Origin of the sequence: Oryzisolibacter sp. LB2S, assembly GCF_040732315.1 — a bacterium.
Classification (GTDB): Bacteria; Pseudomonadota; Gammaproteobacteria; order Burkholderiales; family Burkholderiaceae_C; genus Alicycliphilus; species Alicycliphilus soli.
In genome coordinates this window covers 158,671-172,601 of sequence record NZ_CP160388.1, presented here as the reverse complement: position 1 = coordinate 172,601, position 13,931 = coordinate 158,671, and the positions used below count along the sequence as shown (strand labels likewise).

General features: G+C 68.8%; 12 protein-coding genes. 4 read left to right on the top strand and 8 right to left on the bottom strand.

All coding sequences use genetic code 11. The features are described 5' to 3' along the window. Nucleotides 1–4: 4 nt before the first annotated feature. The 3 genes from ABUE11_RS00815 to ABUE11_RS00805 all read right to left on the bottom strand — a co-directional run bounded on the left by ABUE11_RS00815 (nt 5) and on the right by ABUE11_RS00805 (nt 3,216). Nucleotides 5–997 (bottom strand): tripartite tricarboxylate transporter substrate binding protein, encoded by a 993-nt coding sequence (locus tag ABUE11_RS00815; RefSeq protein WP_367067076.1) that lies wholly within the window; start codon nt 995–997, stop codon nt 5–7. An 87-nt stretch (nt 998–1,084) separates the two neighbouring features. Continuing rightward, nucleotides 1,085–1,852, bottom strand: coding sequence for an SDR family NAD(P)-dependent oxidoreductase (locus ABUE11_RS00810; RefSeq protein WP_367067074.1), 768 nt, complete (start codon nt 1,850–1,852; stop codon nt 1,085–1,087). A gap of 182 nt (nt 1,853–2,034) precedes the next feature. Further along, on the bottom strand, nt 2,035–3,216 hold the full coding sequence (locus ABUE11_RS00805) for a thiolase family protein (RefSeq protein WP_367067073.1): 1,182 nt from the start codon (nt 3,214–3,216) through the stop codon (nt 2,035–2,037). 207 nt (nt 3,217–3,423) lie between these two features. On the opposite strand from ABUE11_RS00805, the gene ABUE11_RS00800 reads away from it, so the two are divergent. From ABUE11_RS00800 to ABUE11_RS00785, 4 genes are all read left to right on the top strand, one after another. Further along, nucleotides 3,424–4,971 carry an AMP-binding protein gene (locus ABUE11_RS00800; RefSeq protein WP_367067071.1) on the top strand — a complete coding sequence of 516 codons (1,548 nt, stop codon included), beginning with the start codon at nt 3,424–3,426 and terminating at the stop codon, nt 4,969–4,971. 72 nt (nt 4,972–5,043) lie between these two features. Further along, nucleotides 5,044–6,186, top strand: a complete 1,143-nt coding sequence (locus tag ABUE11_RS00795) for an acyl-CoA dehydrogenase family protein (protein ID WP_367067069.1) — start codon at nt 5,044–5,046, stop codon at nt 6,184–6,186. A gap of 23 nt (nt 6,187–6,209) precedes the next feature. Next, nucleotides 6,210–7,184 carry a tripartite tricarboxylate transporter substrate binding protein gene (locus ABUE11_RS00790; RefSeq protein WP_367067068.1) on the top strand — a complete coding sequence of 325 codons (975 nt, stop codon included), beginning with the start codon at nt 6,210–6,212 and terminating at the stop codon, nt 7,182–7,184. A gap of 56 nt (nt 7,185–7,240) precedes the next feature. After that, a complete protein-coding gene (locus tag ABUE11_RS00785; protein ID WP_367067066.1) occupies nt 7,241–8,245 on the top strand; it encodes a tripartite tricarboxylate transporter substrate binding protein in 1,005 nt (334 codons plus the stop codon). A 4-nt stretch (nt 8,246–8,249) separates the two neighbouring features. Here ABUE11_RS00785 and ABUE11_RS00780 read toward each other — a convergent pair whose 3' ends face one another. From ABUE11_RS00780 to ABUE11_RS00760, 5 genes are all read right to left on the bottom strand, one after another. Continuing rightward, nucleotides 8,250–8,711, bottom strand: a complete 462-nt coding sequence (locus ABUE11_RS00780; protein WP_367067065.1) for a PaaI family thioesterase — start codon at nt 8,709–8,711, stop codon at nt 8,250–8,252. A 10-nt stretch (nt 8,712–8,721) separates the two neighbouring features. Further along, a complete protein-coding gene (locus tag ABUE11_RS00775) occupies nt 8,722–9,732 on the bottom strand; it encodes a tripartite tricarboxylate transporter substrate binding protein (RefSeq protein WP_367067064.1) in 1,011 nt (336 codons plus the stop codon). A 31-nt stretch (nt 9,733–9,763) separates the two neighbouring features. Then, nucleotides 9,764–11,332: a class I adenylate-forming enzyme family protein gene (locus ABUE11_RS00770; protein WP_367067063.1), complete on the bottom strand. Its 1,569-nt coding sequence runs from the start codon at nt 11,330–11,332 to the stop codon at nt 9,764–9,766. Nucleotides 11,333–11,340: 8 nt separating this feature from the next. Further along, a complete protein-coding gene (locus ABUE11_RS00765) occupies nt 11,341–12,291 on the bottom strand; it encodes a tripartite tricarboxylate transporter substrate binding protein (protein ID WP_367067061.1) in 951 nt (316 codons plus the stop codon). Between the two features lie 100 nt (nt 12,292–12,391). Next, on the bottom strand, nt 12,392–13,780 hold the full coding sequence (locus tag ABUE11_RS00760; RefSeq protein ID WP_367067060.1) for an L-serine ammonia-lyase: 1,389 nt from the start codon (nt 13,778–13,780) through the stop codon (nt 12,392–12,394). Nucleotides 13,781–13,931: the final 151 nt, after the last annotated feature.

Genomic DNA, 13,931 nt, shown 5'->3' with positions numbered 1-13,931 from the left:
GCCTTCAGTCCAGCCGCACGCCGGTTTCCTGGATGATGCGCGCGTACAGCGCATCGTCGGCCTGCACCTGGCGGCGGTAGGCCTGCAGGTCGTTGCCCACGGCAACCATGTCGATGGCCTCGATGGCCGAGGTCAGCTCGGGCGTGCGCAGGATGCGCGCGACCTCGCGGTTGAGCTTTTGCTGAATGGCCTCGGGCGTCGCGGCCGGCGCAAACAGGCCTATCCAGCCCTCGGCGTCGAGCGAGTGAAAGCCCTTTTCGGCAAAGGTCGGCACATCGGGCAGGCTGGGCCAGCGCTGGCGGCCGCTGGTGGCCACGAGCCGGACCGCATCACCCAGCGACCGCAGCGCCGCCACGTCGAGCAGGCCGGCCGACACATGGTTGCCCTTGAGCGCCACCAGCAGCGGCGCGCCGCCCTGGAAGGCCACGGGCGTGATCTCCAGCCCCGCCTGGCGCGCGAACATCAGGCCCTGCAGATGCGGCGTGGTGCCCGGACCATAGTTGGCCAGGCTGTACTTGCCGGGGTTCTTGCGCACCAGGGCGATGAACTCGTCGAGCGTGTTCACGCCAAGGTCCTTCTGCACCGCCAGCGTGAGCTGACCGCGCACCAGGCTGGTGATGGGCGCCAGATCGGCCATGGAATACGGCCTGCTCGGGCGCAGGTGGGGCTGCTGCAGCACCGAGGCCAGGTGCACGAGCAGCGTATGCCCGTCGGGCGCCGAGCCTATGACGGTCTTGGTGCCGAGGATGCCGCCCGCGCCAGGCTTGTTGTCCACGACCACGGGCTGGCCCCAGCTCTGCTGCAGGCCCTTGGCGACATGCCGCGCCAGCACATCGGTGGCGCCACCCGCGGGAAACGGCACGACGAGGCGGATTGGCTTGCTCGGGTAGGCGGTGGCATGGTCCTGCGCCCAGGCGCCCCCGCCAAGGCCTGAACCCATGGCGCCCAGGGCACCAAGTGCGCCGATGGCGCGGCGCCGGGTCAACGGATGTGGCATGGTGTTTGTCTCCCCTTGTTGCTTGTCGTCAAAACCAATTCCCGAGTCCGCCTCGGCTGCACCGGCGCCCCGGCCGTTCACTGCCTGTCAGCGCGGCTGCATGCGAATCGCGCCATCGAGGCGGATGGTCTCGCCGTTGAGCATGGGGTTCTCCAGGATGTGCAGAGCGGTCATCGCGTATTCGCTGGGGTGGCCCAGGCGCGCCGGGTTGGGCACGGAGGCGGCCAGCGACTGACGGATCTCGTCGGGCAGCTTGGCCAGGATGGGCGTGTCGAACAGGCCCGGCGCGATGGTGCAGACGCGGATGAACTTGGTCGCCAGGTCGCGCGCGGCGACGATGGTCATGCCGATCACGCCGGCCTTGGACGAGGCATAGGGAATCTGGCCGATCTGCCCCTCGTAGCCCGCCACCGAGGCGGTGAGCACGCAGGCGCCGCGCTCGCCGTCTATGGGCTCGTTCTTCGCCATGGCCACGGCCGCCAGGCGCAGCGTGTTGAAGGTGCCGATCTGGTTGACGCGGATGATGTTGACGAACTTCTCGAGCGACCCCGGGCTGCCGTCCTTTTCGATCAGGCGCACCGGGCCGCCTATTCCCGCGCAGTGCACCAGGGCGCGGAAATTGCCCATGTCTTCTGCCGCTGCGATCGCCTGCTGCATCTGGGTCTCATCAGAGACGTCGGCCTTCACGTAGCGCAGGCGGCCCACATACCTTTGCTCCATCGCCTGGCCGCGCTCGTCGTTGAGGTCCACGGCGACGACGTTCAGGCCGCGCTCGAGCAGGGCAATGGCCGTGGCCTCGCCCAGGCCCGAGACACCGCCGGTGACGAGGACGGTCATTCCTTGTTGCAGTTTCATGGGTTCTCCTTGTGTGTCTGGTTCTTGATGCAGCCGCGATGCGCTGCCCTGCCCCGTCATTCCCGCGAACGCGGGAATCCAGCCTCTGCGCCGCCCCATGGATTCCCGCTTTCGCGGGAATGACGGTGGTAGTGGCTGTGCGGCGCGGGAATGACGGCGGTAGTGGCTCGCGGTGCCGAGGCTCAGCGCAAAACCTCGATCACCGTCGCATTGGCCATGCCGCCGGCCTCGCACATGGACTGCAGGCCGTAGCGCTGGCCGCTGTCTTCGAGCGCGTGCAGCATGGTGGTCATAAGGCGTATGCCCGACGCGCCCAGCGGGTGGCCCAGAGCAATGGCGCCGCCGCGCGGGTTCAGGCGCTCGCCGTCGGCCTTCAATTCCTTCTGCCAGGCCAGGGGCACGCTGGCGAAGGCCTCGTTGATCTCGTAGTGGTGGATGTCGTCCAGCTTCATCCCGGCCTTGGCCAGCACGCGCTGGGTGGCTGGAATCGGCGCGGTGAGCATGTACAGCGGGTCGTCGCCCACCACGTCGAAGGCCACGAAGCGCGCGCGCGGCCTCAACCCCAGCTGCAGCGCGCGCTCCTCGCTCATGATCAGCATGGCGGCCGCGCCGTCGGTCATCTGCGAGGCATTGCCGGCCGTGGTGCTCCAGGCAATCTGCGGGAAGCGCGCCGACAGTTCTTCGCTCTCGAACACGGCCTTGAGGCCGGCAAGCTTTTCCACCGTGGTGCTGGGGCGAATGGTCTCGTCAGCCGTCACGCGGCCCGCGGGCGCGTCAATGCCCACGATCTCGCGCGCAAAACGGCCCGCGGACTGCGCGGCCGCGGCCCGCTGGTGCGAGCGCGCGGCGTAGCTGTCGAGTGTCGTGCGGGACAGCCCCCACTTGGCCGCCACCAGGTCGGCCGACACGCCTTGGCCCACGAGGCCGGGCGCATAGCGCGCATCGAAGCGCGCGCCGGTGGTGTTCTTGCCCATGCGGGAGCTCCCCATGGGCACGCGGCTCATGCTCTCCACGCCGCAGGCGATGACGATGTCCTGCGTGCCGGCCATGATGGCCTGGGCCGCGAAGTGCACGGCCTGCTGGCTCGAGCCGCATTTGCGGTCAATGGTGGTTGAGGGCACATGCGTGGGCAGGCCCGCGGCCAGCCAGGCCAGGCGCCCGGGCGTGCCGGCCTGCTCGCCGGCCTGGCTCACGCAGCCGCAGATCACGTCGTCGACCTGGCCGGGGTCGATACGGTTGCGCTCCACCAGCTGCTGCAGCACCTGGGACAGCAGATCCACGGGATGCACCTCGGCCAAGGCGCCATCGGGCTTGGCGCGGGCCATGGGACTGCGGATGGCATCGACGATGACGGGATTTTTCATAGGCACTCCATGCGTTTAATGAAACGAATGATCCATTAATAGTGATTTTTTGGCCGTTCGCATCTGCTTAAGAGCGTGTTTACCCGATGTTTTCCGGATCCATCGCCTGAAAAAATCCGATCACACATTGGAATTGTGAGACTCGCATTTCGCAATTCACACGGCGCAGCCATCCCGGCGGCGCCGTGCACACCACGGGTGACAGGCATGCAGGATTTCTTCGGCCGCGCCGCAGCGGCCCCCGATCGCACGGTCGTGGTCATGGCCGATCAGGGCCAGTGCCATGGCGCCGGTGCGCTGGCACAGATGGCCGAGCGCATGGCCCAGTGGCTCGCGGCCCAGGGGCTGGCCGCGGGCGAGCGCTTTGCCGTGCTGCTGGAAAACCGCGTCGAGATCCTGGCCCTGGCCCTGGCCGCGCGCCGGGCCGGCCTGTATGCCGCCGTGCTCAGCACCCATCTGACGGCCGACGAGGTGGCCTACATCGTGGCCGACAGCGGCGCGCGCCTGGTGGTGGCCTCCACCAAGACCCTGCCGCAGCTCGCCGGCGTGACCCTGCCCTGCTGGACGGTGGACGAGGCGACAGCCCAGGCCGCATCGCTGCATGCGGCGCTGGCCGCCCTGCACGGCGCGCCCGTGGACTTTTCCGACCGGCCGATAGGGCGCGACCTGCTCTATTCCTCGGGCACGACGGGGCGGCCCAAGGGCGTGCTCAAGCCCCTGTGGCCGGCCGCGCTGCGCGGGCAATGCGACCCCGAGGCGCTGGCCTCGGCGCGGCTTCTGGGCCTGGGCGAGGACACGGTCTACCTCTCGCCCGCACCGCTCTATCACGCGGCGCCGCTGCGCTACAGCCTGCGCGTGCTCGAGATGGGCGGCCAGGTGGTGGTGATGGAGCGCTTCGACGCCGAGCGCGCGCTGGCCCTGGTGGAGCTCCACCGCGTCACGCACAGCCAGTGGGTGCCGACCATGTTCTCGCGCCTGCTCGCCCTGCCCGCCGAGGTGCGCGCGCGCCACGACCTGTCGAGCCTGCGCATGGCCATCCACGCGGCCGCGCCCTGCCCGGTGGATGTCAAGCGCGCCATGCTCGACTGGTGGGGCGACATCCTGCTCGAGTACTACGCGGGCTCCGAGGGCTGCGGCACGACCATGATCGACTCCGCCGAATGGCGCCGGCGGCCGGGCTCCGTGGGGCGCGCGACCACGGGCCGGCTGCACATCGTGGACGACCAGGGCCGGGAGCTGCCCGCGGGCGAGATCGGCCAGGTGTTCTTCGAGGGCGGCGGAAGCTTCAGCTACCTGAACGACCCCGAAAAGACGCGCCAGGCCATCAACGACCGCGGCTGGGTCAGCTATGGCGACATCGGCCATGTGGACGCCGAGGGCTATCTTTTCTTGAGCGACCGGCGCGCCGACCTGATCCTGTCGGGCGGCGTGAACCTCTACCCGCAGGAGATCGAAAACGCGCTCGCGCGCCACGGCGCCGTGCTGGAGGTGGCCGTGGTCGGCGTGCCCCATGGCGACCTGGGCGAGGTGCCGCTCGCGGCCGTGGTGCTGCGGCCGGGCTCGGACGCCACGCAGGACACGGCCCGCGCCATTGCCGCGAGCGCCGCCGAGGTACTCGCGCGCCTGAAGCTGCCCCAGCGCATGGTGTTCGTGGACGAGCTGCCGCGCCTTGCGACAGGCAAGCTGCTGCGGCGCGAGCTCAAAGAACGCTTTCGCGACCAGCCGCAGGCGGGGTTTGCGCTGCGCAACTCTTAAAACAATAGCTGCCAGCGCTTGTTGGACAAGTGCTGGAGCCCGATTTCATTCAAACCACCGAAGGCAGGAACGATGCAAGACCTGATCGAACGCACCATCTACCGCGAAGACCACGAACAATTCCGCGCGCAGGCGCGGCGCTTCTTCGAGCGCGAGGTCGAGCCCTTTCACGCCCAGTGGGAGAGGGATGGCATCGTGCCCAAGGAGGTCTGGCGCAAGGCCGGGCGCGAGGGCCTGCTCAACCCCATGCTGCCCGAGCCCTACGGCGGCGGCGGCGACTTCGGCCATGCGGCCGTGCTGCTCGAGGAGATTGCACGCGCGGGCGCCAGCGGCGTGGGTTTTCCGCTGCACTCGGACATCGTCGCGCCCTATATCAACGCCTACGGCAGCAAGGAGCAGAAGGACCGCTGGCTGCCCCGCATGGCCGCGGGCGAGCTCATCGGCGCCATCGCCATGACCGAGCCCGGCGCGGGCAGCGACCTCAAGTCCGTGCGCACCACGGCGCGGCGCGAGGGCGATGAATACGTCATCAACGGCAGCAAGACCTTCATCACCAACGGCATCAACAGCGAGATCGTCATCGTGGTCTGCAAAACCGCGCCCGAGCTCGGTGCCAAGGGCGTGTCGCTGATCGTCGTGGAGGACGGCACACCGGGCTTCACCAAGGGCCGCAAGCTCGAGAAGATCGGCCTGATGGCGCAGGACACCTCGGAGCTGTTCTTCGACAACGTGCGCGTGCCCGTGGGCAATCTGCTGGGCGAGGAGAACATGGGCTTCAAGTACCTGATGAAGGAACTGGCCCAGGAGCGCCTGGTGGTGGCCGTGCGCGCGGCCGCCTCCATCGAGGTCTTTCTGCACAAGACCGTGAACTACACGCGCGAGCGCAAGGCCTTCGGCCAGCCGGTGTTCGACTTTCAGAACACGCGCTTCAAGCTCGCCGAGGCCAAGGCCCAGGCCACCATGCTGCGCGTGTTCGTCGACGACTGCATGCGCCTGCACCTGCAGCGCCGGCTCACGCCCGAACGCGCGGCCATGGTCAAGCTCAACGCCACGCAGCTCCAGAACAAGCTGCTCGACGAGTTCCTGCAGCTGCACGGCGGCTATGGCTACATGACCGAATACCAGGTGGGCCGCGCCTGGACCGATGCGCGCATAGGGCGCATCTATGGCGGCAGCGACGAGATCATGAAGGAGATCATCGCGCGCACGCTGTAAGCCGACCACACAAGGAGACACATATGACATTCGCACGACGCAAGACCCTGGCCCTGATCGCGCTGGCCGCCGCCTGCGCCATCGGCGGCGCACAGGCGCAGGAGCCGTACCCGAGCAAGCCCATACGCTTCATCGTGCCCTACCCCGCGGGCGGCGGCACGGACACCATCGCGCGCCTGATCGGCACGCAGCTGTCGCAGCGCTGGGGCCAGCCCGTGGTGGTGGAGAACAAGCCCGGCGCCAGCGGCATCCTGGGCAACGACCTCGTGGCCAAGGCGCCCGGCGACGGCTACACCGTGCTCATGGGCATCACGGCCGTGGTGCAGATACCGGCGCTGTACAAGAAAGTGCCCTACCGGCTCGAAGACCTCACGCCGGTGTCGCAGATCGCGAAATCAGCCGACCTGCTCATGGTGCCGCGCGACTCGGGCGTGACAACGCTCGCGCAGTTCGTCGACAAGGCCCGCGCCGCGCCCGGCACGCTGAACTACGGCACCTATGGCAACGCCACCTCGTCGCACATGAACGGCGAGCGCTTCAAGCAGCAGGCCGGCATAGCCATCACGCACATCCCCTACCAGGGCTCGGGCCCGGAGATGGCGGCCCTGCTCGGCGGGCAGCTGACGCTGGCCTTCGTGGACGCCACGGCGGCCTACCCGCACATCAAGTCGGACAAGCTCAACATCCTGGCCATCACGGGCGCGCAGCGCCACCCCGCCCTGCCCCAGGTGCCCACCATGACCGAGGCCGGCTACCCTGGCCTCGAGGCCAATGGCTGGTTCGGCATGTTTGTGCCCGCGAGTACGCCCCGTCCCATCGTGGACAAGCTGGGCGCCGAGATCAGCGCCATCGTGCAGTCGCCCGAGCTCAACAAGCGCCTGACCGACATGGGCCTGATCGCCGTGGGCTCGCTGCCGGGTGACTTCAAGACCCAGGTGGAAAAGGACGCCGCCCACTGGAAGGCCGTGGCGGAGTCGGCGCGGATTTCCATGGATTGATACCAAGCGATCGACAACGCATAACGGACAGGCCAACCACAACCAGGAGACACCGCATGAGCCATGACCACCATCTTCCGCATTGCAGCCGCCGCCAGCTGCTGGCCCTGGCCGCGGGCGCCGCGGCCGCGGGCCCGCTGCGCGCCCAGCCGGGCTTTGCCACGCGCCCGGTGCGCATCGTCGTGCCGTTTGCCGCGGGCGGCGCCACCGACGTCATCACGCGCGTGCTCGGCGAGCGCATGGCACAGACCTTCGGCCAGGCCGTGGTGGCCGACAACAAGCCCGGCGCCGCCGGCCTGCTGGCCGGAGACGCCGTCGCCAAGTCCGCCCCCGATGGGCATACGGTGCTGCTGGGCACGACATCGACCATGCTCACCAACCGCTACATGTTCCAGAAGATGCCGTTCGACCCGCTGACCGACCTCACGCCGCTCTCGCGCGTCTGCCTGGCCTCAATCGCACTGGTCGTCACTTCCGACGTTCCGGCGCGCAACCTGAACGAGTACATGGACTGGATACGCGCCCACAAGGGCCAGCTGTCCTACGGCAGCTACGGCATGGGATCGCATGGCCATCTGGTCTGCGCCACCCTGAGCGACGAGGCCGGGGCCGGCATGCAGCATGTGGCCTACAAGGGCGAGGCACCGATGGTGCAAGACCTGCTCGGCGGGCAGATCAAGGTCGGCATTGGCAGCATGGTCAACCTCAAGCCGCACATCGACAGCGGCAAGCTGCGCGCCCTGGCCGTGACGGGCCCGCGCCGCGTGCCGCTGCTGGCGGAGGTGCCGACCTTTGCCGAGGCCGGGTTCCGCCAGGACGCCCTGTCGCTCACCGGCTGGCTGGCCATCGCCGGCCCCAAGGGCATGGCGCCCGACGTGATGCGCCAATGGGGCCTGGCCGCCAACCACGCCATCGCCAGCCGCGAGGGCCGCGCGCGCATCATCGCCGCGGGCTTCGTGCCCGTGGACGACGACACGCCCGAGAAGTTTGCCCGCGCCTGGGCCGACGAGGCCCCTGTATGGGGCCGGCTGCTGCGGGCCGCGGGCGTCCAGCCCACCTGAGCCCCTACGCCGCGGACGGCGCGCGCGCGATCAGCTTGAAGCTGCCCGTGGCCAGGGCCACCAGCGTGCCGTCCTCGGCGCGCACCTCGCCACGCGCAAAGCTGATCGAGCGCCCGCGCCGCTCGCAATGCGCGATGGCAATCAGGTCGCCGCTGCCCGCGCTCACGTAGTGCAGCGTGAGGTCTATCGTGGCCACGCCGTAGGCGGCCGGATCATGCGAGCGCACGGCCGCGGCCAACGTGCAGTCGAGCAGCGTGGCAATCGAGCCGCCATGCACCTCGCCGCGGCTGTTGGCCTGGTCGCGCTGAAAACCCATGCGCACCTGGGCCCTGTCATGGCCTATGCGCTCGCCGCGCAGCGCCATGGCCCGTGCCATAGCCATGGGCAGGCCGAAGAACATGTCGGGTGCCTCGCCAGCGAAGGGGCTCGGGGGGATGTCGGGGGCAAGAGAAGACTGCTTGTGCATGGTGCGATTGTCAGTCCACCTTGGCGCCCGTCGCCTTGACCACGGCCGCCCAGCGCGTGATTTCGTTGTCGATATGCGCCTGCAGCGCATCGGGTGTGGAGCCCACAGGCTCGTAACCGCCTGCGGCAAGTTGCGACTGCAGCTGGGGCTGGCGCAAGGCCGTGCCGATTTCCTGGCTCAACCGCTGACGGATCTCGGCCGGCGTGCCAGCCGGTGCGATGAGTGCGTACCAACCGGTTACGTCAAAGCCGGTCATGCCCTGCTCCTGCACCGTCGCCAGCTCGGGCGCAAGAGAAGATCGCTTGGTACTGGTCACAGCCAGCGCATGCATGCGCCCGCTGCGGATATGCGGCATGGAGGTGGAGATGCTGTCGAAAGTCAGATCAATATCGCCGGCCAGCATGGCATTGACCACGCCGGCACTGCCCTTGTAGGGCACATGCGTCATCCTGATGCCCGCAAGGCTGCTGAAATACTCGGCCGCCAGATGCCCGGTATTGCCGTTGCCAGCCGAGCCAAAAGTGAGTTGGCCCGGTGCAGCCTTGGCGGCCTGCACCAACTCCTGGATGTTCCTTGCCGGCAGCTTGCTGCTGCCCGCTACGACCATGGGCAGATTGGCCACGAGCGACACCGGCGCGAAATCCTTGCGTGTGTCGTAGGGCAGCTTGGGATAGAGACTGTCGTTGATGGCGTGCGCAGCCAGCACCATCAGTACGGTATAGCCATCGGGCTTGGCGCGCGCCAAGTACTGCGTGGCCAGGGTGCCCCCGGCGCCCGGCTTGTATTCGAGCACCACGGGCTGGCCCAACTGCTGTTGCAGTTGCACCGCCAAGGGGCGTCCCAACAAGTCGGCACTGCCGCCAGGCGGATACGGAATCACCAGCTGAATCGGCTTGCTCGGCCAGGCATCGGCCGTCTGAGCCGAGACCGCCAAGGGCAGTAGAGCGCCGGTGGCAATGGCCAAGCCAGCCAGCAGGGCACGGCGCCGCCGCGAGCGATGAGTGAGAGGATGAGTGAGCACAGCTTGTCTCCTGATCGTTGGTGGTGGGAAATCAATGGGCGGCAGGCTTTCCCCGCACATAGCCATCACGCAGCTCCCGCTTCAAGACCTTGCCGATCTCGCTGCGCGGCAGGCTGGTGGCAAGGCACAGGTCGGCCACGCGCTGGGTCTTGCCCACGCGGGCGTTGAGCCATTCGCGCAGCAGCTGCGCGTCGACGGCCTCACCCGCGCGCGCCACGACGTAGGCCACAGGCGTCTCGCCCCATTGCTCGGAGGGCACGCCGATCACGGCACATTCCACCACCTGCGGGTGCTGCGCGAGCACGGCCTCGATGTCGCTCGGGTAGATGTTGAAGCCGCCGCTGATGATCATGTCCTTGCGGCGGTCGCCCAGCACGATGAAGCCGTCCTCGTCGAGCCGACCCACGTCGCCGCTGCGGATGAAGCGTCGGCCCGCGCCGTCGAACCACTCGGCCTCGGCCGTCTTGTCGGGCAGGCGGTAATAGCCGCTCATCATGCCGGCCGACCGGCCCACGATCTCGCCCTGCTCGCCGGGCGCGAGCTCGTTGCCCTGCTCGTCGATGAAACGGATCTCGGCGCCCTCGCCGGGGCGGCCCACGGTGTGCAGCTTGTTCGGAAACTCGTGGCAATGCAGCTCGCAGCGCACGCCGCCCTCGGTCATGCCGTAGTACTCGATGAGCCGGCCGGGCCAGCGCCGCAGCACCTCGGCCTTGAGCTGGGCGCTGAAGGGTGCGCTGGTACAGAACTTGTGCTGCAGCCGGCTCAGGTCCGTGCCGTCGAAGGCCGGGCAGGCCAGCAGGCGCTGGTACTGCACCGGCACCAGCATGGTGTGCGTGGCGCCATGCCGCTCGGCGAGCTGCAGGTACTGCGCGGCGTCGAACTTGCGCATCAGCACCAGCGTGCCGCCCAGCGCCAGCGTAGGCAGGGCCGCCACCAGCGTGGTGTTGGAGTACAGCGGCGTGGCGCACAGCGACACCGCATCGGGCCCATAGCCGTTGGTGACGGCGCGGCGCACATGGGCCCAGCGCATGGCCCAGGACTGCACGATGCCCTTGGGAACGCCCGTCGTGCCCGAGGAATAGATGACGTTGAACGGCCAGTCGGGCTCTGGCGTGATCGGCGCGGGCACGGCATCACCCGCGGCCAGCCATTGCGACCAGGACTCGCCCGCCTCGGGCGCGTCATCGAGCGCCACGCAGCGCAGCGCGGCGCCCGCGTGCAGCGGCCATTGCGCGGCCACCTCGCGGTCGCGCAGCACCAGGTGGGCGCCGCAGTTCTCGAGCATGGCGCTCAGGTGCGCGGCCGTGGCCGAGGGCGCCAGCGGCGCCACGGCCACACCGGCGCGCAGCGCGCCCAGGTAGGCCAGCACATATTCGACCGAGGTGCCGGCGCAGATCGCAACCACGTCGCCGGGGCCCCGCCCGTCGCGCTGCAGGCTTGCCGCGACGCGATCCATGCCGTCGCGCAGCGCGGCGTAGGTGAGGCGCCTATCGTCCTGGATCAGGGCCGCATGGCCAGGGCGGTGTGCGGCCTGGTGCGCTATCAGCTCGGGCAGCGAGCCGAAGGGCTGGGACAGGAGTTGTTCGATGTCTGCAAACATGGCCATGCTCATTCAAGGGACAGGCCGGCGGCCTTGACGATCTGGGACCAGCTCTTGCGCTCCTGGGCGATGAAGGCGTCGTACTCGGCGGGCGTCTCCCCGCCGGGCACGCCGCCCAGGTCGGCAAAACGCTGGCGTACCTCGGGCGACTGCATGGCCTTGAGGGCCGACTGCTGCAGGCGGTTCACGACCTCATCCGGTGTGCCGGCTGGCGCCAAAAGGCCAAACCAGGCCGTGACCTGCATGGGCACGCCGGCCTCGGTCATGGTGGGCACATCGGGCAGTTGTGCCGACCGCGCGGCGCTGGTGATCGCCAGGGCGCGGAACTTGCCAGACTTGATGTGTGGCAGCGAGCTGGGCAGGTTGTCGATCATGAAGTCCACCTGCTGCCCCAGCAGCGCCGTCACGGCCGGCGCCGCACCGGGGAATGGCACCAGGGTGACCTCGATACCGGCCTTCTGGCGGAACATCTCGGAGGACATGTGCGGCGACTGGCCCACGCCCGAGGTGGCCACGTTCAGCCTGCGCGTCTTGGCCAGGCTCACCAGTTCCTTCACGCTGTGCACGGGCGAGTCGGCATGGACCACGAGGATGTTGGGCACCGAGATCACGTTGGTGATGCCGCGCAGATCACTCTCCTTGTAGTTGAGCTGCTTGTAGAGGCTGAAGTTGATGGCTATGGGGCCGATGTTGCCCATCAGCAGCGTGTAGCCGTCGGCCTTGGCGCGCGCCACCTGGGCCGTGCCGATGCTGCCGCCGCCCCCGCCCTTGTTCTCTACGACGATGGCCGTACCCAGGTCCTTACCCATTTTTTCCGCGAGCACCCGCGCCGCGATGTCGGTGGTGCCGCCCGCGGCCGCAGGCACGACGATGGTGATGGGCCGATCCGGCCAGGCGGCCCAGGAAGCCAGTGGCAGTGCAGCCAGGCAGATAGCGAGCAGACGACGACGCAGAGGCATGGCAACTCCTTTTGCAATAGGCCTGCCACGATAAGGCGCCCGACGCGCCCCGTGTTTCGTGATTCGGCAACCCCTGCTTTGCCGAATCCAAAGCACCACCTCAGCACTCCACGATATTCACCGCCAGCCCGCCGCGCGAAGTCTCCTTGTACTTGCTCATCATGTCGGCCCCCGTCTCGCGCATGGTCTTGATGACCTGGTCCAGGCTTACGTGGTGCGTGCCGTCGCCGTGCAGCGCCATGCGCGCGGCGTTGATGGCCTTGACCGAGGCGAGCGCGTTGCGCTCTATGCAGGGGATTTGCACCAAGCCGCCCACCGGGTCGCAGGTCAGGCCCAGGTGGTGCTCCATTCCGATCTCGGCCGCGTTCTCGACCTGCGCCGGCGTGCCGCCCAGCACCGCGCACAGGCCCGCCGCGGCCATGGAGCAGGCCACGCCCACCTCGCCCTGGCAGCCGACCTCGGCGCCCGAGATCGAGGCGTTCTCCTTGTAGAGGATGCCGATGGCGCCGGCCGTGAGCAGAAAGTCGATCACGCCGGCCTCGTTCGCGCCCGCGATAAAGCGCCAGTAGTAGTGCAGCACCGCCGGCACGATGCCCGCCGCGCCGTTGGTGGGCGCCGTGACCACGCGCCCGCCCGCGGCGTTCTCCTCGTTGACGGCCAGGGCAAACAGGTTCACCCAGTCGATCACCTGCAGCGGGTCTTGCTGGGTACTGGGCGCCCGCTGCAGCGCCTGCAAGAGCGCGGGTGCGCGCCGGCGCACGTGAAAGCCGCCGGGCAGCTCGCCGCCCACGGCGCAGCCGCGCGCCACGCAGTCCTGCATGGCGCGCCAGATGGCCAGCAGGCCGGCGTCGATCTCGGCATCGCTCCTCCAGTGGCGCTCGTTGATGCGCATCACCTGCGCGATGGAGCCGCCCTGGCCCGCTGCCTGCGCGAGCAGCTGCGCGCCGCTGTGAAACGGCAGCGGCAGCACCTCGGTGTCGGGCGCGATCTGCGCCTGGCGCTGCACGTCCTGCGCCGCCTCTTCGCTCACGATGAAGCCGCCGCCCACCGAGTAGTACACCTGCGCGTCCAGCAGGCCACCCGCCGCATCGAAGGCCTCGAAGCGCATGCCGTTGGCGTGCAGCGGCAGGCACTCGTCGGCCACCAGGGGCAGGTCGGCGCGCCAGTCGAAGGCGATCTCGGGCCCGTCGGCCAGCGGCAGCCGGCCCTGGCTGCGGATGCGCGCGACGAGCGGCTCGATGATGGCCAGGTCCACCGTATCGGGCGCATGGCCGGCGAGGCCCAGCAGCACGGCGCGGTCGCTCGCGTGGCCGCGCCCCGTCGCGCCCAGCGACCCATAGAGCGTGCTGCGCACACGCGCCACGCGCGGCATATGGCCCTCGCGCGCCAGGCGCTGCACGAACAGCCGCGCCGCGCGCATCGGGCCCACGGTGTGCGAGCTCGACGGCCCTATGCCGATCTTGAACAGGTCAAAAACGCTGACTGCCATGGTGTTCTCCCTTCCTGACACCGTTATCCGCAGCTGTCCGCCACCCCGTGAGACACCGCTGCGCACCGCGGTCCGGCGCGGCAGCCACGCGCACAACGCCAGCCCCATGGCCATCGACCACGCCCTGCGTCATCCCCGCGAACGCCCGGAC

Bases quoted from the DNA above. Each gene is read 5' to 3' on its own strand.
- ABUE11_RS00815 (WP_367067076.1), bottom strand. From the start codon at position 997: ATGCCACATCCGTTGACCCGGCGCCGCGCCATCGGCGCACTTGGTGCC.
- ABUE11_RS00810 (WP_367067074.1), bottom strand. From the start codon at position 1,852: ATGAAACTGCAACAAGGAATGACCGTCCTCGTCACCGGCGGTGTCTCG.
- ABUE11_RS00805 (WP_367067073.1), bottom strand. From the start codon at position 3,216: ATGAAAAATCCCGTCATCGTCGATGCCATCCGCAGTCCCATGGCCCGC.
- ABUE11_RS00800 (WP_367067071.1), top strand. From the start codon at position 3,424: ATGCAGGATTTCTTCGGCCGCGCCGCAGCGGCCCCCGATCGCACGGTC.
- ABUE11_RS00795 (WP_367067069.1), top strand. From the start codon at position 5,044: ATGCAAGACCTGATCGAACGCACCATCTACCGCGAAGACCACGAACAA.
- ABUE11_RS00790 (WP_367067068.1), top strand. From the start codon at position 6,210: ATGACATTCGCACGACGCAAGACCCTGGCCCTGATCGCGCTGGCCGCC.
- ABUE11_RS00785 (WP_367067066.1), top strand. From the start codon at position 7,241: ATGAGCCATGACCACCATCTTCCGCATTGCAGCCGCCGCCAGCTGCTG.
- ABUE11_RS00780 (WP_367067065.1), bottom strand. From the start codon at position 8,711: ATGCACAAGCAGTCTTCTCTTGCCCCCGACATCCCCCCGAGCCCCTTC.
- ABUE11_RS00770 (WP_367067063.1), bottom strand. From the start codon at position 11,332: ATGTTTGCAGACATCGAACAACTCCTGTCCCAGCCCTTCGGCTCGCTG.
- ABUE11_RS00765 (WP_367067061.1), bottom strand. From the start codon at position 12,291: ATGCCTCTGCGTCGTCGTCTGCTCGCTATCTGCCTGGCTGCACTGCCA.
- ABUE11_RS00760 (WP_367067060.1), bottom strand. From the start codon at position 13,780: ATGGCAGTCAGCGTTTTTGACCTGTTCAAGATCGGCATAGGGCCGTCG.